This is a genomic window from Kribbella sp. NPDC006257 (assembly GCF_040613535.1).
Lineage (GTDB): Bacteria > Actinomycetota > Actinomycetes > Propionibacteriales > Kribbellaceae > Kribbella.
In genome coordinates this window covers 254,633-279,666 of record NZ_JBEXSJ010000006.1, presented here as the reverse complement: position 1 = coordinate 279,666, position 25,034 = coordinate 254,633, and the positions used below count along the sequence as shown (strand labels likewise).

At 67.2% G+C, this 25,034-nt stretch carries 18 protein-coding genes; 11 read left to right on the top strand and 7 right to left on the bottom strand.

Annotation, left to right across the window (positions count from 1 at the left end; translation table 11 throughout):
• Nucleotides 1-119: 119 nt before the first annotated feature.
• Nucleotides 120-1,130, bottom strand: a complete 1,011-nt coding sequence (locus ABZ004_RS10515; protein ID WP_355679531.1) for a LacI family DNA-binding transcriptional regulator — start codon at nt 1,128-1,130, stop codon at nt 120-122.
• A 186-nt stretch (nt 1,131-1,316) separates the two neighbouring features.
• On the opposite strand from ABZ004_RS10515, the gene ABZ004_RS10510 reads away from it, so the two are divergent.
• Entirely contained in the window at nt 1,317-2,279 is a 963-nt protein-coding gene (locus ABZ004_RS10510; RefSeq protein ID WP_355679522.1) for an aldo/keto reductase, read from the top strand.
• Between the two features lie 45 nt (nt 2,280-2,324).
• Here the strand turns inward: ABZ004_RS10510 and ABZ004_RS10505 are convergent, their stop codons facing one another.
• Both ABZ004_RS10505 and ABZ004_RS10500 read right to left on the bottom strand, forming a co-directional pair.
• Complete coding sequence (locus ABZ004_RS10505) at nt 2,325-5,018, bottom strand: hypothetical protein (protein WP_355679521.1); 2,694 nt, start codon at nt 5,016-5,018, stop codon at nt 2,325-2,327.
• Nucleotides 5,015-7,090, bottom strand: a complete 2,076-nt coding sequence (locus ABZ004_RS10500; RefSeq protein ID WP_355679520.1) for a glycoside hydrolase family 36 protein — start codon at nt 7,088-7,090, stop codon at nt 5,015-5,017. Before ABZ004_RS10500 ends, ABZ004_RS10505 begins: the two co-directional genes overlap by 4 nt.
• A 90-nt stretch (nt 7,091-7,180) precedes the next feature.
• Between ABZ004_RS10500 and ABZ004_RS10495 the strand changes: the two genes are divergently transcribed.
• The 4 genes from ABZ004_RS10495 to ABZ004_RS10480 are packed head-to-tail and all read left to right on the top strand — an operon-like array spanning nt 7,181 to nt 11,330.
• Complete coding sequence (locus ABZ004_RS10495) at nt 7,181-8,269, top strand: LacI family DNA-binding transcriptional regulator (protein ID WP_355679519.1); 1,089 nt, start codon at nt 7,181-7,183, stop codon at nt 8,267-8,269.
• The gene (locus ABZ004_RS10490) at nt 8,266-9,585 is read left to right on the top strand and encodes an ABC transporter substrate-binding protein (RefSeq protein WP_355679518.1); all 1,320 of its coding nucleotides are present in this window, start codon (nt 8,266-8,268) and stop codon (nt 9,583-9,585) included. Before ABZ004_RS10495 ends, ABZ004_RS10490 begins: the two co-directional genes overlap by 4 nt.
• Nucleotides 9,586-9,615: 30 nt before the next feature.
• A complete protein-coding gene (locus tag ABZ004_RS10485) occupies nt 9,616-10,497 on the top strand; it encodes a sugar ABC transporter permease (RefSeq protein WP_355679517.1) in 882 nt (293 codons plus the stop codon).
• A complete protein-coding gene (locus ABZ004_RS10480) occupies nt 10,497-11,330 on the top strand; it encodes a carbohydrate ABC transporter permease (RefSeq protein ID WP_355679516.1) in 834 nt (277 codons plus the stop codon). The genes ABZ004_RS10485 and ABZ004_RS10480 overlap by 1 nt, the downstream gene beginning before the upstream one ends.
• Before the next feature lie 28 nt (nt 11,331-11,358).
• Here ABZ004_RS10480 and ABZ004_RS10475 read toward each other — a convergent pair whose 3' ends face one another.
• Nucleotides 11,359-12,378 (bottom strand): LacI family DNA-binding transcriptional regulator, encoded by a 1,020-nt coding sequence (locus ABZ004_RS10475; RefSeq protein WP_355679515.1) that lies wholly within the window; start codon nt 12,376-12,378, stop codon nt 11,359-11,361.
• Between the two features lie 205 nt (nt 12,379-12,583).
• On the opposite strand from ABZ004_RS10475, the gene ABZ004_RS10470 reads away from it, so the two are divergent.
• Genes ABZ004_RS10470 through ABZ004_RS10445 form a run of 6 tightly spaced genes read left to right on the top strand, consistent with a single transcriptional unit; the run spans nt 12,584 to nt 20,596 of the window.
• Nucleotides 12,584-14,284 (top strand): ABC transporter substrate-binding protein, encoded by a 1,701-nt coding sequence (locus tag ABZ004_RS10470; RefSeq protein ID WP_355679514.1) that lies wholly within the window; start codon nt 12,584-12,586, stop codon nt 14,282-14,284.
• Between the two features lie 3 nt (nt 14,285-14,287).
• Nucleotides 14,288-15,277 (top strand): ABC transporter permease, encoded by a 990-nt coding sequence (locus ABZ004_RS10465; protein WP_355679513.1) that lies wholly within the window; start codon nt 14,288-14,290, stop codon nt 15,275-15,277.
• A 14-nt stretch (nt 15,278-15,291) separates the two neighbouring features.
• Nucleotides 15,292-16,239, top strand: coding sequence for an ABC transporter permease (locus tag ABZ004_RS10460; protein ID WP_355679512.1), 948 nt, complete (start codon nt 15,292-15,294; stop codon nt 16,237-16,239).
• A complete protein-coding gene (locus ABZ004_RS10455; RefSeq protein ID WP_355679511.1) occupies nt 16,236-17,198 on the top strand; it encodes an ABC transporter ATP-binding protein in 963 nt (320 codons plus the stop codon). Before ABZ004_RS10460 ends, ABZ004_RS10455 begins: the two co-directional genes overlap by 4 nt.
• A complete protein-coding gene (locus ABZ004_RS10450) occupies nt 17,195-18,001 on the top strand; it encodes an ATP-binding cassette domain-containing protein (protein WP_355679510.1) in 807 nt (268 codons plus the stop codon). Before ABZ004_RS10455 ends, ABZ004_RS10450 begins: the two co-directional genes overlap by 4 nt.
• A 54-nt stretch (nt 18,002-18,055) precedes the next feature.
• Nucleotides 18,056-20,596 carry a glycoside hydrolase family 2 TIM barrel-domain containing protein gene (locus ABZ004_RS10445; RefSeq protein WP_355679509.1) on the top strand — a complete coding sequence of 847 codons (2,541 nt, stop codon included), beginning with the start codon at nt 18,056-18,058 and terminating at the stop codon, nt 20,594-20,596.
• On the opposite strand, the gene ABZ004_RS10440 is transcribed toward ABZ004_RS10445, so the two are convergent.
• From ABZ004_RS10440 to ABZ004_RS10430, 3 genes are read right to left on the bottom strand one after another with little or no spacing between them, the layout of a single operon-like run.
• Nucleotides 20,589-23,138, bottom strand: a complete 2,550-nt coding sequence (locus tag ABZ004_RS10440) for a Tat pathway signal sequence domain protein (RefSeq protein WP_355679508.1) — start codon at nt 23,136-23,138, stop codon at nt 20,589-20,591. The genes ABZ004_RS10445 and ABZ004_RS10440 overlap by 8 nt on opposite strands.
• Nucleotides 23,135-24,028, bottom strand: coding sequence for a carbohydrate ABC transporter permease (locus tag ABZ004_RS10435; RefSeq protein ID WP_355679507.1), 894 nt, complete (start codon nt 24,026-24,028; stop codon nt 23,135-23,137). Before ABZ004_RS10435 ends, ABZ004_RS10440 begins: the two co-directional genes overlap by 4 nt.
• A 12-nt stretch (nt 24,029-24,040) precedes the next feature.
• Nucleotides 24,041-25,033: an ABC transporter permease subunit gene (locus tag ABZ004_RS10430; RefSeq protein ID WP_355679506.1), complete on the bottom strand. Its 993-nt coding sequence runs from the start codon at nt 25,031-25,033 to the stop codon at nt 24,041-24,043.
• Between the last annotated feature and the right edge of the window lies 1 nt (nt 25,034).

Below are 25,034 nucleotides of genomic sequence, written 5' to 3'. Positions count from 1 at the left end.
GGCGCTGGTTGGTGGGGCTTGGCGGTTCCCCTTCGGGCCGGGCGGCTTCTACACCGGTGTAGAAGCCGCATCATGCCCGGCCGCCGCCCATGCCGTCAAGAGCGCGAAAGCGTTGCTGGTCAGGAAATGTGAGCGCGAACACCCGCGGTCGACTCGCGGACGTTCAGCGCGTACGGCGCGACCAGCTCCCGGTGCGCCGAGGCGTCGCCGGACATCCGGTCGACGAGCAACTGGACCGCGGCCGAGGCGATTTCGGTCCGGCCCGGATCGATCGAGGTCAAGGTGGGGGTGCTGTAGCGGGCTTCGTCGATGTCGTCGAAGCCGACCACGGCCACGTCGTCGGGGATCCGCACGCCGTGCTTGGTGAGCGTCCGGATGGCACCCAGGGCGAGGGTGTCGTTGAGACACAGCACCGCGTCGAAGGCCGAACCGAGGGAGAGCAGATGTTCCATTGCCTCGGCCCCGGTGGCCCGATGCCAGAGACCGGCCGGCGCGGTGAGCTTCTTGATCGGCCGGATCCCGGCGGCGGCCATCGTCGTCAGGTAGGCGTTGTACCGGATCGCGGCGGTGCCGACCTGTTCACCGGGATGCGTGCCGACGACCGCGATCCGGCGCCGCCCGAGAGTGATCAGATGCTCGACCGCCGCCCGGGTGCCGGCCACGTTGTCGATCACCACATGATCGACCGGTCCGTGGAAGATCCGCTCGCCGAGCAGCACGACCGGAATGCTCGTCCGAAGGTGCTCGGCGTCGTCGGGTCCAAGGGCCAGCGGACTGAACAAGAGTCCGTCGACCAGACTGCCACGCTCGGTGGACAGCACCGCCAGTTCACGTTCCCGGCGGCCGGCTGTCTGCTCGATCATCACGGTCAGGCCATGCTGCTCGGCCGCCTCGATCACCGCGTCGGCAAGCTCGGCGAAGTACGGCAGACTCAACTCGGGCACCGCCAGCCCGATGATCCCCGTCCGGCCCGACTTGAGGTTCCGGGCCAGCACGTTCAGCTCATACCCAAGAATCTCGACCGACGCGAGAACCCTGGCCCGGGTGGCCTCCCGGATGTACGGATACCCGCTCAGCACATTGGACACCGTCTTGGGGGACACGCCCGCATGCTTCGCGACATCCCGCATCGTGACTGCCACCGAGGCCCCCGTCCGCCAATCCACCTGCTCGCGCCCACACCGTAGTACAGGCTCTTCCCAGACTATCTACCGGTGAACACGCACAGCGACGGGTGCCCTGACAGGGCCTCCCTGGTGGCGCGGATGTCTCGTAGTGTCGAGGCGGAGAGAACGGATGTCTGTCTGGAGGAGCCGATGGAGTACCGAATGCTGGGCGGGACGGGGCTGAAGGTGAGCCGGGTCGCGCTGGGATGTATGAGCTTTGGCGATCGGGGGTTTCATGACTGGACCCTGGACGAAGAGGCGGCGCAGCCTTTCTTCCAGCAGGCCGTCGAGCTCGGCATCACCTTGTGGGACACCGCGAACGTTTACGGACTGGGCAGTTCGGAGGAGTTCGTCGGCCGGGCGATCGAGAAGTTCGCTCGTCGCGAGGAGATCGTGCTGGCGACGAAGGTGTCGGGCAAGATGCACGACGGTCCGGGCGGTTCCGGGCTGTCCCGGAAGGCGATCCTGGAGCAGCTCGACGCGTCGCTGACCCGGCTGGGAACCGATTACGTCGATCTGTACCAGATCCATCGGTTCGACCCGGACACTCCGGTCGAGGAGACGATGGAGGCGTTGCACGATGTCGTGAAGGCGGGAAAGGTCCGCTACCTCGGTGCTTCGTCGATGTGGGCCTGGCAGTTCGCCAAGCTGCAGCACGCCGCGGCGCTGGGCGGGTGGACCCGGTTCGTCTCGATGCAGAACCAGTACAACCTGCTCAAGCGCGAGGAAGAGCGCGAGATGCTGCCGATGTGCGCGGATACCGGCGTCGGATGTGTGCCGTACTCTCCGCTGGGCAAAGGGCGGCTGACTCGCCCCTGGGGCGCGCACACCGCGCGGGCGGACAGCGATCAGGTCGCGAAGTCCTTCGACCTCGACATCGACCAGCCGGTGGTCGAGGCGGTCCAGCAGGTCGCTGAGGAGCGCGGCGTGCCGATGGCGCAGGTCTCGTTGGCCTGGCTACTGACGAAATCCGTCGTGTCGGCCCCCATCGTCGGAGCCACGAAGCCCCACCACCTCGCGGACGCGGCCGCCGCACTCGACATCGAGCTTTCCGATGAGGAGATCCGCCGCCTTGAAGAGCCGTACACGACCCAGCCCGCGTACTGGTGGTAGTCGGCCTGCCGGAGGGCAGTGGGGCCTGCCCTCCGGGACCGAGCATCAATCAGGGCGGCGGATGGTGACGGGTGAGCCGATTGTGACGGGGGCGATGGTGAGCTTGTCGACGTCGGGTGCGTAGGCGTCAGGGTTGCCGAAGACCAGGGATCCGCCCGCCGTCTTCAGGTCCACCGCGATTGTTCGTTCGAGGAAACTGTCCCAGGCATAGGTGTAGCGGAAGTAGGCGTGTCCGGCGGTGGGGGCGCCGCCGGCTTCGGTGACCTCGAGGCGCCGGTCGACGACCTGCGGGTTGTAGGCGTGCGGCCCACCGAGTTCGGCGTTCGCATAACTGACGGCGATGTCGTAGGCGCCGGGTTTGTCGAAGCCGGGGCCGCGCGGGATCTCGAACGTGTTGCCCGCGCCGTTGCCGACGAACCCGAGTGCTTTCAGGCCGGAGGCGTTGCTCCCCGAGTCCGCCGGGTAGGTGTTCACCGTCGTGGTCCCGTGCCGTACGACGTTCTCGGCCTCGATCGTGACCGCAGCGCTGTCGGCTCCGGCGGCCCGGGTCGTGGTGACCTGCTTGAGCAGGATCCCGGCGGCCGAACTCAGCTCGAGTTCGTTGATCCCCTGGGCGAGCCGCACCCGTGCTGTGGAGCGCCAAGCGCCGCCACCCGGCGCGGTGAGCTTCGTGACGGATCGACCGTTCACCCGGAGGTCGATGGTTGCTGCGGCCGACGTCCGGTAGTCGAGGGAGATGTCGTAGTAGCCGGTCTCCCAGGCGTTGGCGTAGACCTCGGCACGCTGACCGGCACCGCGCACCGAGCCGTAGCCGCGGGCCGCCCCGCCGTAGGTGACTTGGGCGCCACCGGCGTACCGCAGCGTTGAGGCCGGATAGACGGTCGCCTCGCCGTCGGTGACGTCGGTGAGCAGGAACTTGTCGAGGGTGATGTCGGAGTTCGGCAGTACGGCGACGCCGTCCGCACTCGCCCGCAGCGACAAGATGTGCTGCCCGGCGGTCAACGGGATCGTCACCTCCGAGCTGCCGCGGTACTGCCATTTCTGGTAGTCCGTCAGTGCGAGATCCGCGGTGTACTGCACGAGCGCGGAGTGGGTTCCGTCGACGAACAACGCATGCTGACCGGGTCGGCCAGGGGTTGCGCCGATGACCTGGAACCGATATTTGCCGGTCCGCGGGACGGTGACCGTCCAGTCCGCCTTCGAGGTGGGCTGATTGAACGAGCCGACATCGCGGCCACCGGAGGCGAGGAACTTCCAGCCACCGCCGGCCTGCGGGTCCTGGGTGTAGACCGTGGCTGCCGTGAGAGCGGTGTTCTCCGCCTCGGTCCGGGCGGTCCACACGGTCCCGGCCGCGAGGGTGCGATCCTGCTTCGGCGTGATGACGACCTGGTAGGCGGCGTACCGGTCATAGGTCGGTACGTCGAAGGCGAGGGTGCCGTTCACCAGGGCGGCACCCTCGAGGACCTTGATCACCGGTGGCGTTCCGGCGACCCCTTCGGCACCGGAGAGCGTGTTCTCGCGGATCTCGACGTCGACCTTGCCGCCGAAGACCGCCGGGTCGAGACCGGTCAGCTTGAGCGAGACGGCCTTGCTGCCACCGCCGTACAGGACGGTGGCCCGTTTGTTCCTGGAGTCGATGGCGCCGATCGCCTGCAGGGTGTCGACCGTGTCTAGTGCGGGCGGGGTCACCTTCACGGTCCGGCTGCCGGCGAGGTCGCCGTACCACTTGTACAGCCACCAGCCCGCGTTGGCGGAGTTCGTGCGGGCGCTGTTGTCGTTGAAGTTGCCGGCGTAGTTCCAGTACGCCGTCTGCCCGTCGACCTTCAGGTCTTCCATGATCGACAGCCACTGGATGAGCTGCCCGGGTGTCCCCATGTCGCGGAGCATTCCGTACTCGGTGATGTTGATCGGGATCGGCCCGATGCCGAGACTGCTCTCCAGCCGACGGTAGTCGGCCACGTGCGATCGGAAGGTCCGCAGGTTGTCGATGCCGAGCTCGTGCCAGATGAAGACATCGGGCAGGACGCCGTTGGCCTTGGCGAAGCTGAGGATGTCGGCGGAGCGAGCCGGCTGCCAGCCGGTGTCACCAGGGCCGCCGATCCGGGCATGCCCGAGACCGTGCCGCGCGTACACCTCCTGGATCTTGGCGTACGCCGCCTGCCAGTCCGCGAGGAACGTGGTCTTCATCGTCGGCCAGTTCGCGTACCAGTTGCCGCCGTCCGGCTCGTTGAACGGGATGAAGACGTAGTCCTTGGGCCGCGACGACCTGGTCGCGACGGCCTCCGTCACGAACTCGACGACCTCCAGGTAGTCCCAGATGCCGTTGGGCGTGGAGGTGTAGCTTCCCGTCGCTTGGTCGTAGGTGCGGCTGTCGCCCGGCCGGACGCCTCCGTTGTAGGACCAGTCCGGGTAGTAGTCCTGGACATACATGTACATGTCCTTGCCGTGCTTGGCGAAGAAGCCGTTCTCCACCTTGAGCGAGTCACCGCTCGGATGCTGGGTCCCGTACGGCGCTTTCTGCGACGTGTTGGTGATGGCGGCTCCGTTGATGAGTGCCTGGGTCGGCGCACCCTCGTCACCGAAGCCGTACAACGTGCCGGTCGCGCCGCCACGGAAAGCGCCGGTGGACTGCGCGAAGTCGACGCTCAGTACGTCGCTCGCCGGTGCCGCGGCGGCCGGGACGGAAAGGCCGGCGGCGATGACGGCTGTGGTGGCCATGATCTTGACGAAACTCCTCATCGGGTGCTCCTGTCTACGACAGCAAGGACAACGGCTTGATGGGCATGAGGCAGAGTGATTCGCACAGCAGGGCCTTCGACGCGTTCGATCGTTGCGTCGGTCGCCTTCGGGTAGAGCACGTCGACGTCATCGTTTGCCGAGGGCAACGGAACGAGACAGCTCTCCGCGTCACCGCCGCGGCGCCAGACAGCGAGCATGGCTTGCTGCGGGCCGCGCAGACCGTGTGCGATCCATGGGTCCTGCCAGCCGGGCAGGCCCAGCGGCCAGAACGGTACGGCGGTCGCGATGAACGACCGGTAGCCCCGATAGGTGGCGATCGCCTCGGCGACGAGCGCTCGCTGCTCGTCAGTCATCTTGTCCAGATGCCCCGAGAGGTGCAACCGGCCGAGCATCCCGGCGGTCATCGTGAAAGCGATGAGTTCCTCCGAGAACGTCGGCTGGGGATAGGCCCAACTGGCAGCTTGCTCCGGTGCAACCGCGGCCGCGGCTGCCGCCGCGACGGGCGGGTAGTACAGGGGATCCTGCTGGTCGCTGGTGGACTGCACCTGCAGATGCGACAACATGGCGTAGTCCACGCGCATGCCGCCGGACGAGCAGTTCTCCAAGGTGAGGTCCGGGTAGCGGTCGAGGACACCGTCGATCCACTCCAGCAACGCGCGGTTGTGGCCCAGCAGGCCTGCGCCGGCGGAGATCGCGTCGTGGTCGGTACCGACGCCGATGTTGATGTTGTGGTCGAGCTTGAGATAGCCGACCCCCAGACCGCCGACGAGCCGGTCGATGACTTCGTCGAGGTGCTTGCGGGCCAACGGATGGCGCAGATCGAGGTGATACCGGCCGTGCTCGACGACCCGGCGACCGTGCCGCAGGAAGAACGCTTCGTCCGGCAAGCGATCGGCGATCGGCGATCGGACCCCGACGACCTCCGGCTCCAGCCACAGCCCGGGCACCAGACCGCGGTCCCGGATGTGATCGAGCACCTCGGCCAGCCCGCCGGGGAACCGGTTCGGCGCCGGCTCCCACGCTCCGACGCTGTCCCACCAGCCTTGGGCATCGTCGTCGTACCAGCCGGCGTCGATGCAGAACGTCTCGGCGCCGACCTCGGCCGCGGCGTCGATCAGCGGTAGCAGCTTCGCCGTCGTGGGATCGCCCATCAACGTGTTCATATAGTCGTTGAAGATGACCGGGAGGCCGGTGTGATCCGGGTGCGGCCGGCGACCGTGGCGCCGGGCAGTGGTCAATGCGGCAATGACGCCCTCGAAGCCGTCGGTGCTGAAGGCAACGGTCACCGGCACGGTGGTGAATTGCTCGCCCGGCGCCAATCGGGCGTACCAGTCGTGTTCGGTCTCGGTCGGACCGAGCAGGCTGACATACAGCCCGTCGGCGCGTTCCCCGGCCTGCCAGTGCCAGCCTCCGTTGTGCTCGACCTGCCACCCGACCGCCAGACCGGTCATCTCGTCGGTCACCACGCCGAGCGGCAAGGTGCCGTCGGTCGACCACGCTCCGAGCGCAGTACGGGCGAAGGTTCCGCGCGGATCGATCTTGTGGGCCTCCCAGTTGAGGTCCGGCAGGAGCTCGCGGGTCGTTGCCGAGGTCCACCGGTTCTCCGCCAGCCAGTCGTTGTCGGCCCACCAGACCCGCAGCGACTCGAACGGCGAACCGGCCAGTGTCCCGCCCCAGACCGCGGACGTGACCCAGGTCAGGTCGACCTCCGCGGCGCCGGTGTTGATCAAGCGAGAGCTGATCCGCAGAGCGCCCGGTACGCCGGACAGCGTGGTGATGGCCTCGAGGCCGGTGCTCTCGTCGCGGCTGGTCACCACCAGTTCGGTTCCGTCGGCCTGCACAACGTGTTTCTGGAAGAGCAATCGCCGGCCGGCCAGCGAGTCGACGTACCGGCGGGCCGACCATGAACGACCCGATCCGGCGACACCGACCTCGACCAGCGGCAGCGGATCGGCCGGGCAGATGACGTCCTGATCGCCGAGGCGGATCCGGCTGAGCCGGGCGACCCCGTCGGCCAGGGAGAGAGTGAGGGTGAAAGCACCCGGGGACCAGTGAATCTCGTCGAGCGACATAGGGCTCCAGTGGGCGGGAAAGCCGGTGGGGGCGGACCGACTTCGGCACGAGGTCTTGCGTTCCGGAATGTTATCGCTAACACTCTAGCCATGATTGTGACCGGTCACAATGGCGAGAAACAAGGCGCTGCGGGCGGCGCGACGGCGTCGATCCGCGACGTCGCGCGGGCTGCCGGCGTCTCCTACCAAACCGTCTCGCGGGTGATCAACGACCATCCGAACGTCAGCCAGAAGGCCAAGGAGACAGTCCACGCGGCGATCGCGGCGCTCGGCTACCGGCCCAGCCGAGCCGCCCGGGCCCTGGCGCACGGCGTCGACGACGTCGTGACCGTGCTGACGTCGAACACCAGGCTCTACGGGTACGCCGAGACGCTCAGCGGCATCGAGGAGGCGGCCAGGTCGGCGGGTGTCCAGGTCGCCATCCGGGTGCTCGAATCCGACGGCGCCCGCGATGTCGCGGCCGCGGTCGAGGCAGTCAGCGATCCCCGCGCGGGCGCAGTGATCGTGCTGGCCTTCGACAAGGCCGGAGCTCGTGCCCTGCAAGCACTTCCGGCGAACGTGCGGTCCTCCGCGGCGGCCGAGTCGTACCTGGGCCGACGGACCCCGGCAGCAGACAGCGCGCGGTGGATCTGGTTCGACGACACCGCCGCCGCCCAGACTGCGACCGAACATCTGCTGAGTCACGGGCACCGCACAGTGCACCACGTGGCGATACCGTCGACGACCTCGGTCGGCGACCGGCAGCGCGGCTGGAAGCGTGCGCTGGTCGCGGCCGGCGCTCCTGTTCCGGAGGTCGTCCGGCCGCACAGTTGGAGCACCACCGCTGCGCATGAGGCCGCCCTGCGGCTATTGCTCGACCCGGCGGTGACCGCAATCCTCTGCGGGAACGATGATCAGGCGCTCGGCGTCATGCGCGCCGCCCACGATCGCGGTCTGCGGATTCCCGACGACGTCAGCGTCGTCGGCTTCGACGACATCCCCGCTGCCGCCTATCTGACACCCGCGCTGACCACCGTCCGGTTCGACTTCGCAGCTCTCGGCCGCCAGGCCTTCGAGCTGCTGGGCAACGACCCGGGTCCGGAACCGGTCAGCGCACCCCAGCTCGTCGTCCGAGAGAGCACGGGCCCCGTTGCGCGGACCCGTCCACCAGCACGTCATCGAGACAAGGACCACCGATGAAGAGATTCCGCACACCGCTGATCGCGATCGCAGCGTTCGGACTGCTGGCCACGGCCTGCAGCGACCCCGGCGCCGGCTCGACGGCTACCGGCTCGGGCGAACCAGCCTCCTGGCCGGCCGAGACGGCGAAGCTCGACGGGGTGAACCTCACCATCTGGGCCGCGCAGAACAGCAACGGCGTGGCCAAGAAGGTCAGCGCGGACTTCGAGGCCGCGACCGGCGCCAAGGTGAACATCCTCACCGTCCCGGATCCTTACGAGCAGAGTGTCCAGACGAAAGTTGCCTCGGGCGACAAACCGGACCTGGCGTTCTGGCAGCCGACGGCGTCCCAGCTGACCGCCATCAACGCCAAGCAGAACCTGCAGCCGCTCGACGGGGCGCCGTTCGTCGACAAGTACACGCCGGCGCTGAAGGACTCCACCGGCCTGCTGGACAAGACCCGGTATGCGGCCCTGGTGACCGTCCCCGCGGTGGAAGGCGTCTGGTACAACAAGGAGGTCTTCGCCAAGTACGGCATCACGGCGACCCCGAAGAACTTCGACGGGATGCTGGCCGACGCCCGCAAGATCAAGGCGCAGGGCGGCGTGCCGTTCTACGAGATGGGCGGCGAGAAATGGGCCACCCAGTGGTGGGTGCAGGTCCAGCTCGCCGACGCTGCCAGACAAGGCCTGTGGGACAAGGTGAACAAGGGGCAGGCGAAGTTCACCGATCCGGCGATCCTCGGCACGATCACCAAGTACAAGAGCTTGGTGGACGAAGGCCTGTTCAACAAGAACATCACCTCTGCCACCTTCGTCGACCAAGGCAAAGCCTTGCTGTCCGGTGAGGCGGCGATGGCGATCCAGGTCAACACCTTCTTCAGCCAGCTGCAGGCGCAGTCGACGACAGCCGAGCTGAACAAGAAGATCGGCTTCTTCCCGATCTCACCGGCCGGCAATGTCGGAACCGTCATCCCCGATCAGTCGAACGCGCTGATCGCCTTCAAGACCGGTGACAGCCGGCGGGAGGCGGCCGCGCGGCAGTTCCTGTCCTACTGGCTCGGCACGGCGTACCCGGGATTCGTGAAGGATCTGAACACCGTCTCCATCCAGACCGGGGTGCAGACGCCCGCGACCGTTCCGGACGCCCTGACGGCGAACGCCGCTTCGCTCGGCGACGCCGTCGGCTCGATGCAGGTGCTGGCCATCGTCAACCCGGACCTGTACCTCAACCTGGCCAACATGCTGGCCGGCCAGGCCACTCCCGAGAAGGTGGCGTCCACGACCCAGGCCCAGTTCGACCAGCTCGCCCAGGCGATCGGGGCGCCCGGCTTCTGAGCCGGCGGCAGCAACGGAAGGGAACACCGCATGTCCGCGGGAAAGACTCAGCGACCGGCGCAACCGCTCGCCTTCCTGGCGCCGGCGCTGGCGATCATGCTCGTCTTCTTCCTGGTACCCAGCATCTACAACCTGGTCTACGCGTTCACTGACTGGTCGAGTTTCAAGAGTTCGATCGCCTTCGTCGGCACCCGCAACTTCGTCAACGTGCTGCACAACGGCGTCCTGCTCGGCGATCTGAAGGTCAACATCGTGTACGCCGTGCTGGTGGCCTTGTTCCAGAACCTCTTCGGTCTGGGGCTCGCCCTGTTGCTGGAGCGGGACACCCGGGTCAACCGGTTCGCCCGCACCATGATCTTCATCCCGGTCCTGATGTCCGCTCTGGCCGTCGGGTACATCTTCCAGGCACTGCTCAAGCCGGCCGGACCGGTGAACGCACTGCTGTCATTCGTCAGTGGGCAGGACATCGCCTATGCCTGGTTGAACGATCCGGACCACACCCTGCTCTGGCTGACCCTCATTCATGCCTGGAAGTGGATGGGTCTGGCCATGCTGATCTACCTGGCCGGCCTGAAGACGATCAGTCCCGAGGTCCTCGAAGCGGCCCGGATCGACGGCGTCAATCGCTGGCAGGCCTTCTTACACGTGAAGGTGCCGTACCTGGCCCCTGCGGTCACCTTCAACGTGGCCACCGCGCTGCTCGGATCGATGAACAGCTTCGACATCGCCCAGGCCACCACCGGAGGCGGCCCCGGCCAGACCACCGAGATCCTGAACATCTTCATCTACCGCACCTTCGGCCAGGGACTGTTCGCCCAGGCCACCACGATGAGTCTGGTGCTCGTGCTCGTCATCTCGCTGATGGCGTTCCCGACCATCAGCTTGCTACGACGCCGGGAGCGTGTTCTGTGATGACCGGCCGCGGCTCCTGGCGGAGCCTGATCCAGCCCGTGGTGGCGTTGCTGCTGGTCGCGGTGGTGGTCGGGGTTCCGTTGTGGCTGGTGGTCGTGACCTCGGCCAAGTCGCAGGGAGATGCCCTCAGCCCGTCGTTGGCGCTGCCCTCCGACGGTTGGCACTTCGCCCAGAACTATGCGCGTGCCTTCACCCAGGGCCGGGTGATCAGGGCCTTCCTCGGCAGCGCCTCGATCGTCGTACCGGCCGCGGTACTGGTGCTGCTGTTCGGATCGATGGCTTCCTGGGTGCTGGCCCGCCGGACCGGCGCCTGGCTGGCCGGCGTGTATGCCGTGGCGATCAGCGGGATCGTGATCCCGCCGGCTGTGATCACCCTGGTCCTGCTGCTGCGGCAGCTCCGGCTCGCCGGGACCCTGCCCGGGATGGTCCTCGTGTACGTCGGGATCTATCTCTCGACGGCGATCTTCTTCATCACCGGCTTCATCCGGACCATCCCGCAGGAGGTGGAGGAAGCGGCCCGGGTCGACGGCGCGGGTCCGGTCCGCACCTTCTTCACGATCATCCTGCCGCTGCTCCGTCCGGTGCTGGCGACCGCCACGATTCTGATCTGCCTGTACATCTGGAACGACGTGTTCTTCGCGTTCTTCGTCATCGGCGGACGGATGGACACCCTCCCCCTCAACCTCTTCCAGGTCGCGAGCGCCGGGGTCTACCTGAACAACTGGAACCTCATCTTCGCCTATGTCGTGCTGATGAGCGTTCCGCTGCTCGTCGTCTTTGCCGTGGCGCAACGACGCATCATCTCCGGTATCACCGGCGGCGCCGTCAAGTGACGTTCGGGCCCGCACACCTTGACCGCCACTAGTGCGGGGCCGCCGCGGTGCTGGCGCGGGGGACCAGGGTGCCGGTCGGGACCTGCTGGGCTGTGGTGGTGCCGTCCGAGACGAGATCCAGCATCGCCTGCGCCACGCGTGCGCCGTAGCCGACGATGTCGCGGGCGAGCGCGGTGACGGAAGGATGCTGGACCAGGCACAGCTGGGAGTCGTCGCCCGCCACGATCGAGAGCTGCTCGGGGACCGAGATCGCCAGCTCGTGCGCGACGCTGAGGGCGGCGACTGCCATCACGTCGTTGTCGTAGGTGATCGCGGTCGGCCTGTCGATGCTGGTCAGCAACTTGCGGGTGGCCTGGGTTCCTTCCTCCCAGGTGTAGTCGGTGCTGATCACCGGCGCTGATTCGAGGCCGTGTCGCTCGGCGGCAGCGTGGAACGCCGCCGTACGGACTTGGGTGTGTTCGAGGCTCGGGAGTCCGGCCACCCGCGCGATGCGACGGTGGCCGAGGGCAACGAGGTAGTCGACGACCGACTCGACCGCTGCGGCGTCGTCGCTCCAGACGGCCGGCAGGTCCAGGCCGTCCCGGGGACGCCCGACGATCACGCCGGGGATACCGAGTTCGGCGAGCAGTTCCGGGCGCTGGTCCTTGGCCCACAGATCGGTCACCAGTACGCCGTCGATCCGCCGCTCCGCCCACCAGAACCTGACCGCCTCGTCGGCCGCGTCGTGGTCGGGAACGACCTGGAGCAGCAGCGCCGTCCGGTTCGCCGACAGCACCGACTCCACGCCCGAGATGAACTGCATGAAGAACGGCTCCATGCCGAGGACCCGTGCCGGGCGGGCGATGATCAGCCCGACCGCGTGCACCCGGGCGCCGGCCAGCGAGCGGGCGGCGATACTCGGCCGCCAGCCGATCTCCGCCGCGATCGCGAGGATCTTGTCCCGGGTGGCCGGCGAGACGCCGGGCCGCCCGTTCAGGGCGTACGACACCGCCCCGGTGGAGACGCCGGCCCGGGTCGCGATGTCGGCGATGGTCGGTCGCTTGACCATGTGCCTCCTTCTGTCCGGCCCAAGGTATCCCGGCGGCGCCCGCAGCAGCCGGATCGACTCTACTTAAGTGTTTAAGTAGAAAAGCTCATGCTTGGCTCTTGACCTGCCTGATTGAGCAGCTTACGGTCATGCGCAATTTACTTAAGCGTTTCATGTCATGGTGGCGCGAGCACGCGCTTCCAGCCTCTGGGAAGGGACCGATGACATGGGTTTCACACTGCGCGAACACTCCGTCGTACGCCGCCTGGCGGGGCTTGCGGCCGGAGCCACCGTCGCCGCTGTCCTGCTGGCCGCCTGCTCAGACTCGGGCAACACCGCCGGCGGTGGGACCAAGACGGATGCCAAGTCTTCGATCACCGTCGGCGCCGGCACGATCACCAAGAACTTCAACCCGTTCAGCCCGACCGCGCTGCAGCCCACGCTCGGCGTGCTCTACGAGCCGCTCTACTGGTACAACTTCGCCAAGAAGTCGGATCCGACGCCGGTGCTGGCCACCGGCTTCTCCTGGAACGCCGCGGGCACCGAGCTCACCATCAAGACCCGTCCTGGCGTCAAGTGGAGCGACGGGCAGCCGTTCACCGCGAAGGACGTGGCGTTCACGTTCAACCTGATCGCGAAGACCCCGGCGCTGAACCCGTCGGGTCTGGCCGCCACCGCGAAGGCCACCGCGGACGACACGGCGGTCCTGACCTTCAAGTCGAAGTCCCTGATGCAGGAGCCCGCGGTGCTCGCCAACCAGGCGATCGTGCCCGAGCACATCTGGAAGGACATCAAGGACCCGGCCACGAACATCAACGACAACCCGGTCGGGACCGGCCCGTTCAAGCTCGGCACGTTCAGCACGCAGAGCTACACCCTGGTGAAGAACGACTCGTACTGGGAGGCCGGCAAACCCGCCATCAAGGAGGTTCGCTACATCCCGCTGGAGTCCGCGGACGCGGCCAGTGCCGCCCTGCTCGCGGGAAAGGTCGACTGGACCAGCGCCTACCTGCCGAGCATCGACACCCTGATGAAGTCCAAGAAGGAGCTCGCCTACGTCAACACCCCGGTGATGACGACCGTCCTGGTGACGTGTTCGAACGCGGCCCGTGGCTGCACCGGCCCGCAGACGGATCCCGCGGTCCGGCGGGCGATCTACCACGGGATGAACCGCGAGCAACTGATCAAGCTCGCCGGCGGCGGGGTGGCGTCCGACGCTTCGCCGACGCTGCTGCTCCCGGGCCGCGACGACAGCTGGATCACCGACTCGCAGCTGCAGAAGATCCCGTCGGCCGCCGATGTGGCGACCGCGAACAAGATCCTCGACGAGGCCGGCTGGACCAAGGGCGCGGACGGGATCCGGGCCAAGGGCAACCAACGGCTGTCGCTGACGGTCCAGACGGTGACCGGCTGGAGCGACTACATCTCGATCAACGACACCCTGAAGCAGCAGCTCGCCCAGATCGGGATCGAGCTGAAGCCCAGCCAGGTCTCCTGGAACGAGTGGAACGCCGCCCAGACGAACGGGAAGTTCCAGCTCTCGCTCGACTCCGTCGGCCTCGGCGCCTCGACCAACCCCTACTTCACCTACAACGGCAGACTGGCGACCGAGAACACCGCTGACGTGGGCAAGTCGGCCAGCGCGGGCAACTTCGCCCGGTTCTCCGATCCGAAGGTCGACGCGGCCTTGAAGACCGCTGCCGGAACCTCGGACGAGGCGGTCCAGAAGGCGCAGTACGCCGAGATCCAGAAGGTGTTCGCCGACCAGATGCCGTACATCCCGATCTATGTGAACTCGATGCTGACCGAGTTCAACACCTCCCGTGCGGCGGGCTGGCCGACCAAGGACAACATCTACGCGCTGCCGGCTTCGTGGAAGGCCTGGGACCAAGGCGTGGTCCTCAAGACCATCACCCCCGCGGGCTGACCGGTGCGTTACCTCGGGCAGAAGCTCGTCTTCTACGCCGTGGCGTGCTGGGCGGCGCTCACGCTGAACTTCCTCATCCCGCGGCTGATGCCGGGCAATCCCGTGGACCTGATGCTGTCCAAGCTCGCGACGAAGGGCCCGGTCACGCCGACCAGCCGGGCCGCGATCGAGGCCATGCTCGGAACCGATTCGCACGTGTCACTGTGGCGGCAGTACGGGACCTACCTGCACCAGCTGGCCTCCGGCGAGCTGGGGACGTCGATCGCGTACTTCCCGACCCCGGTCTCGACGGTCATCGGGCAGACCCTGCCGTGGACCGTCGGGCTGATCGGGCTGGCCGCGGTGATGTCGTTCGTGATCGGGGTCCTGCTCGGTCGCGCGGCCGGCTGGCGCCGCGGGTCCTGGGTCGACAACCTGATCCCGTTCACGACGATGCTGCAGTCGGTGCCGTACTTCTGGCTCGCCCTGCTGTTGCTGTTCCTGCTCGGCAGCAGCTGGCCGATCTTCCCGCTCAGCGGCGGGTACGACGTGTATTCGGTCAGCCCCGGGTGGAGCCTGCCGTTCCTGCGATCGGTGCTCTACCACGGTGCCCTGCCGGCCATGACCATCGTGCTGTCCTCGATCGGCGGCTGGATGCTCGGGATGCGGAACATGATGGTGTCCACCCTGTCGGAGGACTACATCCTGACCGCCGAGGCGAAGGGCCTCACCCCGCGCCGGATCCGCTCCCGCTATGCCGCCCGCAACGCGGTGCTGCCGTCGATCTCCGGGTTCGCGATCTCGCTCGGCTTCGTGGTCGCGGGGTCCATCGTCACCGAGGCGGTCTTCTCCTACCCCGGCATCGGCTCCGCGCTACTGCTTGCCGTGGGCAACAACGACTACGCGCTCATGCAAGGAGTGTTCCTGATCATCACGCTCGCGGTCCTCGGCGCGAACCTGCTCGTCGATCTCCTGTACGGCGTCATCGATCCGCGCACCCGAGCGCGCACCTAGAGGGGTTGAGTCCGATGGCAATCACCACCTCGGCGTCGCCACTGCCGACCGACGCCGTACGACGCCGGCGCGTGCTGCCGCCGATGACCTTGAAGCTGGGGATCGGCCTGACGCTGACCGGCCTCATCACCCTGTTCGGGCTGATCGGCCCGTTCCTGGTCGGCAATCCGTCGGCCGTCCGGGACATCGGCCTGACCCCACCGGGGAACGGCTTCCTGCTCGGAACGACCCAGACCGGCCAGGACGTCTTCGCCCAACTGGCCTACGCCACCCGCGGATCGCTGACCATCGGTGTCGTGGTCGGCGCGCTCACGCTGGTGCTGTCAGCCTTCTTCGGTGTGGTCGGCGCCTTCGTCGGCGGCTGGGTCGACGAGGCGTTCTCACTGTTCACCAACGTCATGCTGGTCATCCCGGGCCTGCCGCTGGTGATCATGATCTCGAGCTACGTGCCGGACAAGTCCGTCTGGCTGGTTGCCGTCGTCCTCGCCATCACCAGCTGGGCCGGATCGGCGCGGGTGCTGCGCGGATTCACCCTCAGCGTGCGCAGCCGGGACTACGTGCTGGCGTCGCGGGTGAGCGGGGAGCGGAGATGGCGGATCCTGCTGGTCGAGATCCTGCCGAACCTGATTCCGCTGCTGGCCTCGCAGGTCGTCTTCGCGGTGATCTTCGCGATCCTCGGCGAGGCGGGTCTGTCCTTCCTGGGCCTGGGCGCCTCCGGGTCCTTCACCTGGGGAACGATGCTCTTCTACGCCCAGAACGGGTTGTCGCTGCGGCTCGGTGCCTGGTGGTGGTTCGTGCCACCGGGCCTCGCGATCGCACTGTTCGGCGCCGCGTTGTCGCTGATCAACTTCTCGATCGACGAGATCATCAACCCGAAGCTGCGCTCGCAGACCCGGGCCGACCGCAAGCGCTGGGGGATGAGCCGGGAGCAACTGAAGAAGGCCAGAGAGGCGACCACATGACCACGCCCGTCGTCGGACCTCATCCGGTGCTCACGATCGAGCATCTCAGCATCGACTATCTCGCCGAGACCACGGTGGAAGCGGTCCGGGACGTGTCCCTGACGCTTTACCGCGGCGAGATCCTCGGCCTGGCCGGCGAGAGCGGATGTGGCAAGTCCACGCTCGCCTATGGCATCACCAGGTTGCTGAAACCTCCGGCGTTCATCACCGCCGGCCGGGTTCTGTTCTCCTCGCGTGAGGGCTACGACCTGGATCTGTCGGAGCTCAGCGGTGAAGACCTGCGGGCCTTCCGCTGGGACAAGATCGCGATGGTGTTCCAGGGCGCGATGAACTCCCTGAATCCGGTACTGCGAATCTCGGAACAGCTGGCCGATGTCTTCAGCACGCATCGTCCCGGGATGACGAAGGCCGAGCGGCTTCGGCGCTGTGCGGAACTGCTCGAACGGGTCGGCGTCGATCGCACGCGCCTCCGGGCCTACCCGCACGAGTTGTCGGGCGGGATGCGGCAACGGGTGATGATCGCGATGGCACTCGCGCTCGAGCCGCAGGTGCTCGTGATGGACGAGCCGACGACCGCGCTCGACGTGGTGGTGCAGCGCGAGATCCTGCAGGAGATCACCGAGCTGCGAGCCGAGCTTGGCTTTGCGGTCATCTTCATCACTCATGACCTGCCGCTGTTGCTGGAGATCAGCGATCGGATCGCGGTGATGCGGGCCGGGCGGATCGTCGAGCTGGATGCGGCGCCGGTGCTCTACACGCAGCCGAAACACCCGTACACCCGGCGCTTGCTGTCGTCGTTCCCGAGTCTCACCGGAGAGCGCGGCGACTTCGTCCGGACCGGATCGCTCGGCGCGGACACCTCGCTGGACGAGACCACCCAGACCCCCGAAGCCGTCGAGACCGAAGCCGCCGGGAGCGAAGCCGTGGGGACCGAAGCTGAGGAGGTGCGGAGCCGATGACTGTGCTGGAGCTGCGGGACGTGGTTAAGGAGTACAAGCTGCGCGAGGGCCTGCGGACCAGGAAGTTGCGCGCGGTCGACCAGGTGAGCTTCCGGCTGGAGCCGGGGCGGACGATCGCCCTGGTCGGGCAGTCCGGTTCGGGGAAGTCGACGATCGCCAAGCTGCTGATGCAGCTCGAACGGCCGACGGCGGGCGAGATCCTGGTGAACGACAAGCCGATGGTCTATCGGGGCAGCCGCGCCGCGACGTACCGCAAGGCTGTTCAGATGGTGTTCCAGGATCCGTTCGCCTCGCTGAATCCGTATCATACGGTCGGGCATCATCTCGCCCGTCCGCTCCGGCTGCATCATCCGGGACTGTCCCGCGAGCAACTGGCCGACCGGGTCCTGGAGCTGCTGCGCCGGGTACGGCTCGATCCGGCCGAGGACTTCGTGCAGCGCAAGCCGCACGAGCTGTCCGGCGGCCAGCGCCAGCGGGTCGCGATCGCCCGGGCGCTCGCGCCGTCGCCGGGAATCCTGGTGGCCGACGAGCCGGTGTCGATGCTCGACGTCTCGATCCGTCTCGGGGTGCTCAACCTGCTGGCCACACTGCAGCGCGAGGAGAACCTCGGCGTCCTCTACATCACCCACGATCTGGCCACCGCGCGGCATTTCAGCGACGAGATCATGGTGCTGTACCGCGGCGAGGTGGTCGAACGCGGCCCGGCCGACGACGTGATCCTGAATCCACAGCACGAGTACACCCGGCTGCTCGCCGACGCCGCGCCGGATCCGGAACGCCGGCTGGCGGAGCTCAAGCGCTGACCTGCGCGTACGCCGCCCGACGATCCGCCGCCCTCATCCTTCCTGGAGTCTCGCTTGCGCATCGATCCGATCCACGACGCCTGGACCATCGCCGCGTTGCCTGCCACGGTGCCGACGGATGCGCCGGCCGCTGCCCGGGCAGCTGTTGTCGCACCGGTACCGGCGCAAGTGCCTGGCAGCGTCCACACCGACTTGATGGCGGCCCGGATCATTCCTGACCCGTACCTCGATGCCAACGAGAAGGCGTTGCGGTGGATGTTCGGCGTCGACTGGCAGTACCGGCGTCCGCTCACACTCAGACCCGCGGTACTGGGGGAGCGGGTCGAGCTGGTCTTCGACGGGCTCGACACTGTCGCGACGATCGCGCTCGGTGGCGCCGAGCTCGGGCGAACGGTGAACATGCATCGCTCGTACCGCTTCGACGTGACAGCCCTTGCCGATGGCATCGAACGCGAGCTGGTCGTCGATCTCGCGTCGGCGACCAACTACGCCGTTGCCGAGCGGAAGCGGTTGGGGAACCGGCCGAGCCCGTACCGCACGCCGTTCCAGTTCATCCGCAAGATGGCCTGCAGCTTCGGCTGGGACTGGGGGCCGGACCTGCGGACGGCCGGGATCTGGAAGGGCGTCCGGGTCGAGCGATGGCAGACCGCACGCATCGCGCAGGTGCGGCCGATGGTGACTGTCGATCTCGGCGCCGACGATGCCCTGACGCCGCGTCAGGCCGTCGCGCCTGGCCGGGTCGAGACGCACATCGAGGTCGAGCGAGCCGCGGAGACATCGTTGCTCGTCGCTGTGGAAGTTGCCGCCGACGGCCGGACCTACCGCAGTACGGCGATCCTGCCGCCGGGCGAGACCTCGGCGGTGGTCGTCGTCGACGTACCCGATGCGCCGGTGTGGTGGCCCGCAGGCTACGGCGACCAGCCGCTCGCGGACCTCACGGTCACGGTCGGGGACGACAGCGAGGCGTCGCGGCCGCTCGACCGATGGGAGCGCCGGATCGGCTTCCGTACCGTCGCCGTGGACACGTCGGAGGACGACTTCGGCTCGGCATTCACCCTGCTCGTCAACGGCCGGCCGGTCTTCGTCAAGGGAGTCAACTGGATCCCGGACGACCACTTCCTCACCCGCATCACGCGCGATCGGCTGGCCGACCGGCTTGACCAAGCAGTCGCCGCGCAGATGAACCTGGTCAGGATCTGGGGTGGCGGAATCTACGAGTCGGAGGACTTCTACTCCCTGTGCGATGAACGAGGAATCCTTGTCTGGCAGGACTTTCTGCTCGCCTGCGCTGCCTACCCCGAGGAAGAGCCGCTGTGGAGCGAGATCGAGGCGGAAGCCCGCGAGAACATCGTGCGGCTGATGCCTCATCCGTCACTCGCGGTCTGGAACGGCGGCAACGAGAACCTGTGGGGCCACGAGGACTGGGGCTGGAAGTACTTCCTCTGGCGGCCGGGCAAAAGTCTGACCTGGGGTGAGCGCTATGCCCGTGAACTGCTGCCGCGTCTGGTGCGCGAACTCGACCCGACCCGGCCCTACACCGACAACAGCCCGGCCAGTCCGGGCGCCGACCGGCATCCCAACGATCCGGACCGTGGGACGCATCATCAGTGGGAGGTCTGGAACCGGGTCGACTACTCCGTGTACCGCAGCGAGGTGCCGCGGTTCTGCTCGGAGTTCGGCTTCCAGGGACCGCCGAGCTGGCGCACTCTGCAGGACTGGGTCCGTCCGTCCGGTGCCGACGAGCTGACCAAGAACGATCCCGTCTTCCTCGTGCACCAGAAGGCGGACGACGGCAACCGCAAGCTCGATCGGGGGATGAAGCCGCACCTCGGCGTACCGGACGACTTCACCGACTGGCACTGGGCGACGCAGCTCAACCAGGCGCGAGCTGTTGCCTACGGCATCGAACACTACCGGTCCTGGTGGCCGCGAACGGCGGGCTCGATCGTCTGGCAGTTGAACGACTGCTGGCCGGTCACCTCGTGGGCCGCGATCGACTCCGAGCAGCGCCTCAAGCCGTTGTGGTTCGCGCTCCGGGACGCGTACGCACCACGCCTGCTGACCGTGTCCGACCGCGCTGGTGGGTTGTCCGTCGCGGTCGTCAACGACACCGACGAGCCGCTGGAAGGCACGCTCGAAGTCAGCCGGCAGAAGTTCGACGGCGCCGTACTGGCTGACGGGTCGCTGAAAGTCACGGTCGCGCCGCGCGCCGTCCAGGTGCTTGTGCTGCCTGCCGAAGTGGCGTCGGCGGACGACGAAGGACGCGAGGCGCTGATCGGCGTCCTCGGCGAGCTGTCATTCGTGCACCTCTTCGTCGAGCCGGTCGACGCCGACCTCGATCCCGCACCGCTCGACGTCCAGACGTCCCGCATCGACGGTGGCTACCGCGTCGACGTCAGCGCCCGGAGTCTGGCGATCGCCGTCCACCTGAACGCGGACCGGATCGCCGCTGACGCGACGGTCGACCGAGGGCTGGTGAACCTGCCAGCGGGTGGTACGGCGTCCTTCGTCGTCACGACATCCTCCCCGGACCTCCTGGTCGATGTCACCGCGCCGCCGGTGCTCCGCACAGCCAACGATCTGACTGCTATCTAGAGCGGTGCTGGGGGATCAGAGTCAGGTTCTGAATCGCAGCGAGGGCGTACTGCGAGGCGTCGTTGGTGCTGACGAACGGCGCCTCGTCGACCGGCATCAGCGCGCCGGTCACCGGGGTGGTCCGCCACTCCGTCTCGCGTTGTAAGGCATTGCGGTTCAACTGATCACCTTCGTCGACGAAGAACGCACGCCAGGCCAGCCGGGCCAGTTCGACGTCGCCGGTGCGTGCTGCGGCGTACGCGGCTAGTCGGCTGTGCGCCTGGACGAGCGAAATGCCTTGCAGCGCCGCACCGAGTTCGGCGGCCTGGTGCTCCGGCGGCAACAGATAGAGCCGGCAGTAGTCGAGCCAAGCCTTCTCGAATCCCGGTACGTCGAGGTCGAGGTCGATGAGTTCGGCGCAGATCTCGGGAAGACCGAAGGCGGCGGACAGATGGGAGACCGAGACGCTGCGGCGACTGGTGTCGAAGCGGCCGGTCGACAGGTCGAGGGCGGCGTTCCCGGTGAGGAATCCGTAGCGGAGCGCGGCGATGTCGGCCATGGTGCCGAGCAACCGGGACCGGGCGCGCTCGTCACCGTACCGTTCCCAGCGGGTGAGCCAGCTGGCTGCGAGGGCGCCCCAATCGACGCCGAGCCCGATCGACAAGGCGCGTGGATCGGGGGTGTAGCTGTCGGTGCGCACCTTGCGGAGTGGATCCAGCGTCAGGAAGGTCTCTTCGGCGGTGGCCAGCTCGTCCAGCAGGTCACCGGTCCGCTCGTCTGCCGTCAGGTAGTAGTAGAACCGCCGGTAGATCGCGCTCGAGATCCGGAGTTGCTTGCAGCTGCAGCCCCAATGCTGCACGTTGTGCCGCGATCCAAGACCCTTCCAGCGACCGAGATGGTGGACGTCGACCTCGCCGGTGTGCCGGGTCATTGCCTCCGCGAACCGGAAGACGTCAGCCCGGCCGGTCCGCAGGTACTGATACCAGAGCCACAGGTCCGGCGAGAGCTCCGAGTTGTCCCAGGCGTAACCACCGACGTCGTACCGCCAGGTGTGCCGGTCGCGGTCGTAGGTGTGCATGACGTCGCCGTAGTCCCAGAACCCGTACCAGCGACGCTGTTCGCGCTGACCTACGTAGTACTGGAAGAGGAAATTCAGCCGGGCCTCGATGTCCTGGTGGTTGGCCGTTGGGAGGCTCCAGGTGCCGAAGACACCGGCTTCCAGCATCCGGCTCGGGGAGACGGTGAGCAGACCGGGGGAGTCGAGAAGCTGACGATGGTCGGCCAGCTCGTCGGTCGCGGGTGTGCTGTCGTGGGCGCGCAACGTCAGCTCGTGGGTGCGGGCGATGCCGTGTGCGTTCCCGAACCCCGGCTCGTAGTCCTCGTAGGTGATCTCGAGTCCTTCGAGCTGTTCGGCGTGGCTGTCCTGATCCATCCCGTCGTGCCAGTACCGCACATCCATCGCCGGCGCGCTGGGCGACCACATCCACAGGGTGGCGGTCGCGAGGTCGGTGGCTGCGTTGCGGATGTCCAGCCGGGTCGGATGCAGCTTCCAGAAGTCGCGCAGACCGAATCCCAGTCCGCCGCTGGCGCCGCCGACGTACCCGTACCCCGGGGCTCGCGTCCCGGCGGGCACGGTGACCCAGGCATGCTCGGGACCGGTGCGTTTGCGCAGGGTGAAGCCGTCCGCGCTGCTCTGGTCGAGCGTGTAGTCGTTCCATTGCGGGATGAGCTGCAGGCGGTCCGCGACCTCCTCGTTCGCGATGTCACCGGTCGGCCGGCCGGCGACCTGGGCACGACGGACCTGCTCACCGGGATCGCGGCGCAGCCCGGTCAGCCCGCGGACAGCTTCGCTGAGGAAACCTCCTGGGCCGGCCAGGCGCACGTGGCGGTTGTGGGGTTCGTCGCGCAGTACGACGTCTGCGCTCAGGCCCAGGCCGGCCAGGAAGTCCCGGTCCGGATCGCCGTCCCAGACGAAGCTGTGGACGATCCGTACGTCGGTCGCATCGGCGTAGAAGTAGAGCCGGACCGAGAACGGGAGCCAGTCGCCGTGCCGGCCGGTGAGCTTGACCACGGCCCGCACCGGACCGTCCTGCTCGACCGTGATCGTGTCCACGGTCGCTGTGGTCTGCTCCCGGCTCCGGCTGTTGTCCTCGTCGGGAGTGTCCTGGCGCAGGCTGACCAGCCGGACGTCGCGCGCGATCTCGTGGTCGTCGATACCGATCGACGCGATCAGCATCGGCGCACGCAGTACCCAGCGGGCCCGGCCGGTCGTGACCCGGACCTCGGCGCCGGTCCGCCGCACCCGCACCGGACGCGCGGGAGCGGCGGAGACGCCGGGGATCAGATCGTACGACGAGGCCGGGTGCTCGGCGGGCCCGATCGCGTGCGCCGACCACTTGATCGATCCGTCCGGCCAGGTCGCCGTCGTCCAGCTCTGCACCGCAGTGCCGTCGGTCAGCGCGAACTGGGTGCCGTCGGCAACCGTCCCGCGAGGCCACGGAACACCCCAGGTGACGCCTTGCCGGCACGGCGTTTCGAGCCAGTGCACCGTGGTGGTGGTCATTCCTTCACCGATCCGATCAGGACGCCCTTCGCGAAGTGCTTCTGCAGGAACGGGTAGAAGAGCAGGATCGGCAGGGTCGCGACGACGACCACCGCGAACTTCAGGCCCTGCTCGGGAAATGTGACGGTCTCCAGTTGCTGCAGAACGTTCGCCGAGTCCGCGTTGGCCGCGGTCAGCTGGCGGACGATCATCTGCAGCGTCCACTTCTTGCTGTCGTCGATATAGAGCAGCGGTGACATGTAGTCGTTCCAGATCCCGACCGCATAGAACAGCGAGAACGTGGCGATGATCGGCTTCGACAGCGGCAACACGATCCGCAGGAACACGTTGAGCTCGTTGCACCCGTCGATCCGCGCGGCCTCCTCGAGCGCTTCGGGCAACTCCTGGAAGAAGCTCTTCACCACGATCAGGTAGAACGGGTTGATCGCCAGCGGCAGGATCAGTGCCCAGTAGCTGTCCAGCAGACCCAGATCCCGCACGACCAGGTACGTCGGGATCATGCCGCCGCTGAACACCAGCGTGAAGATCACCAGGTTCAGCACCAGCGCTCGCCCGGGCAGGAACCGCTTCGCCAGCGGGTAGGCCATCGTCAGCGTGAGCACGAGCTGGACGATGGTGCCGACCGCGGTCACGCAGACCGTGGTCAGCAGCGCCCGGACGAACGTGTCGGTGGAGAAGATGTACCGATAGGTGTCGGTGACGAACTTCTCCGGCCACAGGAAGAACGGTCGTGAACTGATCTCGGACTCGGTCGCGAACGACGCGGCGAGAACATAGAGCAAGGGCAGCACGGTGACGAGCCCGAGTCCGATGAGGAACAGGGCATTCAGCGCGTCGAACACCCGGCTGCCGCGGGAGTCGTAGTACCGGACGGATTGTTTCTTCAGCATCTGGTCGCCTCCTCAGAACAATCCGCGTTGGCCGAGCCGCTTGGCCAGGAAGTTCGAGCCGAAGATCAGCACGACACCGACCAGGCCCTTGAACAGTCCGACCGCGGTCGCATAGCTGAACGCGCCCTGGGTGATGCCGATGAAGTAGACGAAGGTGTCGAACACATCGGCGACGTCGCGGTTGAGCGACGTGGTCATCAACCAGATCTGCTCGAACCCGGAATCCAGCAGGTGACCGGAGGTGAGGATCGCCATCACCACGATGGTGGGCCGGATGGCCGGCAGCGTGATGTGCCAGAACTGCCGCCACCGCCCGGCGCCGTCGACCCGGGCCGCTTCGTAGAGCTGGGAGTCGACCCCGGCGAGCGCGGCGAGGTAGATGATCGTGCCCCAGCCGGTCTGTTTCCAAAGCAGCTGTGCCACGATCAGTGGCCGGAACCAGTCGGCCTGCGCCACGTAGTCGGTCTTCTGGCCACCGACCACGCCATGGATCCAGTTCGCGATCACGCCGAAGTCGACCGAGAACAGCAGATAGGTGAGCGAGGCAACGATCGTCCAGGACAGGAAGTGCGGGATGTAAATCAGTGACTGGACGGAGCGCTTCAGCACGTTGACCCGCAACTCGTTCAGCAGCAGGGAGACGATGATCGGCGCCGGAAAGACGAAGACGATCGTCAGCAGGGCCAGCAGCATCGTATTGCCGAGCAACCGACCGAAGTCCGGTCCGGTGAAGAGCTCCTGGAAGTGCTTCAGCCCGACCCACTCGCTACCGGAGTAGCCGAGGAACGGCACGTAGTCCTTGAACGCGATGGTGAGGCCGTACATCGGCAGGTACTTGAAGACGATGAAGTACACCAGGCCGGGCAGGAGCAGCAGATACAGCCAGCGGTAGCGGACCACGTCCCGCCACAACGGCCTGGTACGCCGCCTGCGCTTCGGGGCCGGCGCCCGCCGCGAGACCTCCGCGGCGGGCTGGGCTACCTCGGGCACCAGGTCGGTGGCCACA

Coding starts and splice junctions, on each gene's coding strand:
- ABZ004_RS10515 (WP_355679531.1), bottom strand. CDS start 1,130: ATGCGGGATGTCGCGAAGCATGCGGGCGTGTCCCCCAAGACGGTGTCC.
- ABZ004_RS10510 (WP_355679522.1), top strand. CDS start 1,317: ATGGAGTACCGAATGCTGGGCGGGACGGGGCTGAAGGTGAGCCGGGTC.
- ABZ004_RS10505 (WP_355679521.1), bottom strand. CDS start 5,018: ATGAGGAGTTTCGTCAAGATCATGGCCACCACAGCCGTCATCGCCGCC.
- ABZ004_RS10500 (WP_355679520.1), bottom strand. CDS start 7,090: ATGTCGCTCGACGAGATTCACTGGTCCCCGGGTGCTTTCACCCTCACT.
- ABZ004_RS10495 (WP_355679519.1), top strand. CDS start 7,181: ATGATTGTGACCGGTCACAATGGCGAGAAACAAGGCGCTGCGGGCGGC.
- ABZ004_RS10490 (WP_355679518.1), top strand. CDS start 8,266: ATGAAGAGATTCCGCACACCGCTGATCGCGATCGCAGCGTTCGGACTG.
- ABZ004_RS10485 (WP_355679517.1), top strand. CDS start 9,616: ATGTCCGCGGGAAAGACTCAGCGACCGGCGCAACCGCTCGCCTTCCTG.
- ABZ004_RS10480 (WP_355679516.1), top strand. CDS start 10,497: ATGACCGGCCGCGGCTCCTGGCGGAGCCTGATCCAGCCCGTGGTGGCG.
- ABZ004_RS10475 (WP_355679515.1), bottom strand. CDS start 12,378: ATGGTCAAGCGACCGACCATCGCCGACATCGCGACCCGGGCCGGCGTC.
- ABZ004_RS10470 (WP_355679514.1), top strand. CDS start 12,584: ATGGGTTTCACACTGCGCGAACACTCCGTCGTACGCCGCCTGGCGGGG.
- ABZ004_RS10460 (WP_355679512.1), top strand. CDS start 15,292: ATGGCAATCACCACCTCGGCGTCGCCACTGCCGACCGACGCCGTACGA.
- ABZ004_RS10455 (WP_355679511.1), top strand. CDS start 16,236: ATGACCACGCCCGTCGTCGGACCTCATCCGGTGCTCACGATCGAGCAT.
- ABZ004_RS10450 (WP_355679510.1), top strand. CDS start 17,195: ATGACTGTGCTGGAGCTGCGGGACGTGGTTAAGGAGTACAAGCTGCGC.
- ABZ004_RS10440 (WP_355679508.1), bottom strand. CDS start 23,138: ATGACCACCACCACGGTGCACTGGCTCGAAACGCCGTGCCGGCAAGGC.
- ABZ004_RS10435 (WP_355679507.1), bottom strand. CDS start 24,028: ATGCTGAAGAAACAATCCGTCCGGTACTACGACTCCCGCGGCAGCCGG.